Source organism: Enterococcus sp. DIV0660C (assembly GCF_017316125.1).
Lineage (GTDB): Bacteria > Bacillota > Bacilli > Lactobacillales > Enterococcaceae > Enterococcus_B.
Genome location: NZ_JAFLWA010000060.1, coordinates 1 through 2,682, shown reverse-complemented (window position 1 = coordinate 2,682; position 2,682 = coordinate 1). Strand labels below are relative to the sequence as shown.

Genomic DNA, 2,682 nt, shown 5'->3' with positions numbered 1-2,682 from the left:
TCTTCCCCTTTTTATTGTTGTATAAACTAGGATATGTTCCTAACAACAATTTAAATAGTGATTTTTAGAGTATTATTGCTTGAAACTAAATGAGTTGTGGCACAACCTTTCCCTCGGTGTTCTCCAAGCATCTCCTCGATATAGCTTACATTCATTTCAAAACATGAAAAACTATTTTGAATGCTTGCTCGCTATCTATTCGGAGTTAAACGCTTGGAATCACAACCTTTTTAAAAAATAATATTATCTTCCAGCAGTTCCATATTCGTAATGATCAGATGATGATCCTGAACCGCAATGATACCCTTATCTTTTAATTGTTTCAAAATACGACTAACACTACTTGCCGTTGAAATACCACAAAACTTAGCAATTTCTTCATTCGTAATTGGAAAATCAATCAATAATCCTTCCGGTGTTCGCACACCAAACATGTCATACAATTCATATAATTGTGTACAAACTGCGCCCAATTTCCCATTTAGTAGCATTTGTTGCATTTTTTTCATGACACTCAATAAGCGAAAACGATAAAATTCTTTTACATGATGCTGCAAATCAGGATTATTGTTGATGTCCTCCCAAAACTTCACCCGATTCACACGATAAAATTCCGCATACTCTGATTCAACTCGAATATTGTACGGTGAATCAATAAATTGTGAATATTCATCTTTAATTAGAGATACCACTTCTAAATCATTGACATATCTTAGATTGAACTCTCTTCCGTCATTGGAGATCACGCTCGCTTTAACGATTCCCTCTTTTAAGATATAAGTGTAACAATCTTCGACACCTTCAAACGTTAAATACTTGTGATACCCCTTTCGTATAATTGGAATATTTTTACTCGTTACATACTCCGCTAGTGCTCTGTTATCCAATCATGCTCCCCCATCCAAACATTTATCTAAAAAAATAATACAAGATTTCCAAGATTTTTAAAGTTCATAGGTATTTTACTAATGATAGTAACATTTGTTAAGTACCTTTTTGTATAACCAAGTTCATTTTCTTCATTTTTTTTCTTCGCTATACTCCGTATGTAAAAAAAATTACTGAATCGAGGTCAAAAAAAATGCAATTTTGGATGAACACTATTATTAACCGATTAGAAACAGCTTACCGCACAAGATTTGATATGAAAGCTTCGTTAGTTTTCCTAAATGATGCTTATCAAAACTCAATTGAGTTGATTAAATCTGTCGAAGAAACACCAGATGAAGAATGTCAAGAATTCTTACAATTATTTATGGAAACACGTGATTTATTTATCCAACAACTTGTGGATCGCTATCCATCGAATTATCACGATGTTGAAGTTCAAATCGAAAAATTAAAAGCATATTCATATGTACATTAAGGGGAATTAGCAAAACAAATGGAAGACAAATTATTCAACAAACATTTTATTGGTATTACACTTATTAACTTTATTGTTTATCTCGTTTATTATTTATTGATGGTCATTATCGCAGTTATCGCTCAGGACAGCTTACACGCTAGCTTAAGCCAAGCTGGATTTGCTTCTGGTATTTATATCATTGGTACTTTGCTTGCTCGTTTATTGATGGGGAAACAACTTGAATTGATTGGCCGGAAAATGACTTTACAAGGTGGTGCAATTTTTTATCTGTTGACTACCATCGCTTATCTTTACATGCCTTCCATCGGAATTCTTTACCTTGTTCGTTTTTTAAATGGTTTTGGTTATGGAACAGTATCAACTGCAACAAACGCAATTGTGACGGCCTATATTCCAATGGACAAAAAAGGGGAAGGAATCAATTATTATGGTTTAAGCACTAGCTTGGCCGCTGCAATTGGACCATTTTTAGGAATGATCTTGTTGAATATGACTGATTTTCATTTCATTATTTGGTTCACGATTATCTTGGTTTTCTTAGTCACTATCGCTTGTCTCTTCTTCCCAGTCAAAAATATTGTGTTGTCAACTGAGCAAAAAGAACAATTGACTTCATGGACAGTTGATAGCTTCATCGAGAAAAAGGCGTTGTTTATTACAGGAATTGCCTTTTTGATGGGCTTGTCTTACTCTAGTGTCTTGTCCTTTTTATCTTCTTATACACAAGTGATCCATCTAGTTAGCGCTGGTTCATTCTTCTTTGTTGTCTATGCCTTGGTGATCACCTTTACTCGCCCGTTGACAGGTCGCATTTTTGATGCGAAAGGTGAGCAATATGTTATGTACCCTAGTTATCTTTTCTTAACTGCTGGTTTATTTTTACTTAGTGCAACAACGAATAGTTTCATGTTGCTTCTTGCAGGAGCCTTCGTCGGACTTGGTTATGGAACGTTTATGTCTAACGGACAAGCAGTTTGTTTAAAAATCGTTCGTGAACATCGAATCAGTATTGCATTATCTACTTACTTCATCGGATTAGATTTGGGATTAGGCGTCGGTCCTTATATTATGGGTACCTTGAAATCATTCACTTCATTCAGAGGACTATACATTATTTCTGGAATCATCCCATTGATTTGTACCTTCCTTTATTTCGTCAATAAACGGAAAAAGAAAGCTGTAGAAGAAGTCTCTAGTTTTTAAAAAGGCATTAATAATCGTATGAGGAAAATGCTTGTATTGAGAAAAAACATTTTTTAAACTCTTGTTTTCTCACTATTTAATAAATTAAAAATAAAAAACGAGACAAGGAA

The 2,682-nt window shown here is 34.0% G+C and carries 3 protein-coding genes; 2 read left to right on the top strand and 1 reads right to left on the bottom strand.

Going from position 1 to position 2,682, the window contains the following annotated elements; translation table 11 throughout:
- Positions 1–230 precede the first annotated feature (230 nt).
- Complete coding sequence (locus DOK81_RS12165; RefSeq protein ID WP_067480351.1) at positions 231–887, bottom strand: Crp/Fnr family transcriptional regulator; 657 nt, start codon at positions 885–887, stop codon at positions 231–233.
- 194 nt (positions 888–1,081) lie between these two features.
- On the opposite strand from DOK81_RS12165, the gene DOK81_RS12160 reads away from it, so the two are divergent.
- Together DOK81_RS12160 and DOK81_RS12155 are read left to right on the top strand one after the other, a co-directional pair.
- Complete coding sequence (locus DOK81_RS12160; protein WP_067480348.1) at positions 1,082–1,366, top strand: hypothetical protein; 285 nt, start codon at positions 1,082–1,084, stop codon at positions 1,364–1,366.
- An 18-nt stretch (positions 1,367–1,384) separates the two neighbouring features.
- A complete protein-coding gene (locus tag DOK81_RS12155) occupies positions 1,385–2,572 on the top strand; it encodes an MFS transporter (RefSeq protein WP_206911213.1) in 1,188 nt (395 codons plus the stop codon).
- Positions 2,573–2,682 lie beyond the last annotated feature (110 nt).

What these genes read in the sequence shown, in the direction of transcription:
- DOK81_RS12160 (WP_067480348.1), top strand. Translation starts at nt 1,082, where the DNA reads ATGCAATTTTGGATGAACACTATTATTAACCGATTAGAAACAGCTTAC.
- DOK81_RS12155 (WP_206911213.1), top strand. Translation starts at nt 1,385, where the DNA reads ATGGAAGACAAATTATTCAACAAACATTTTATTGGTATTACACTTATT.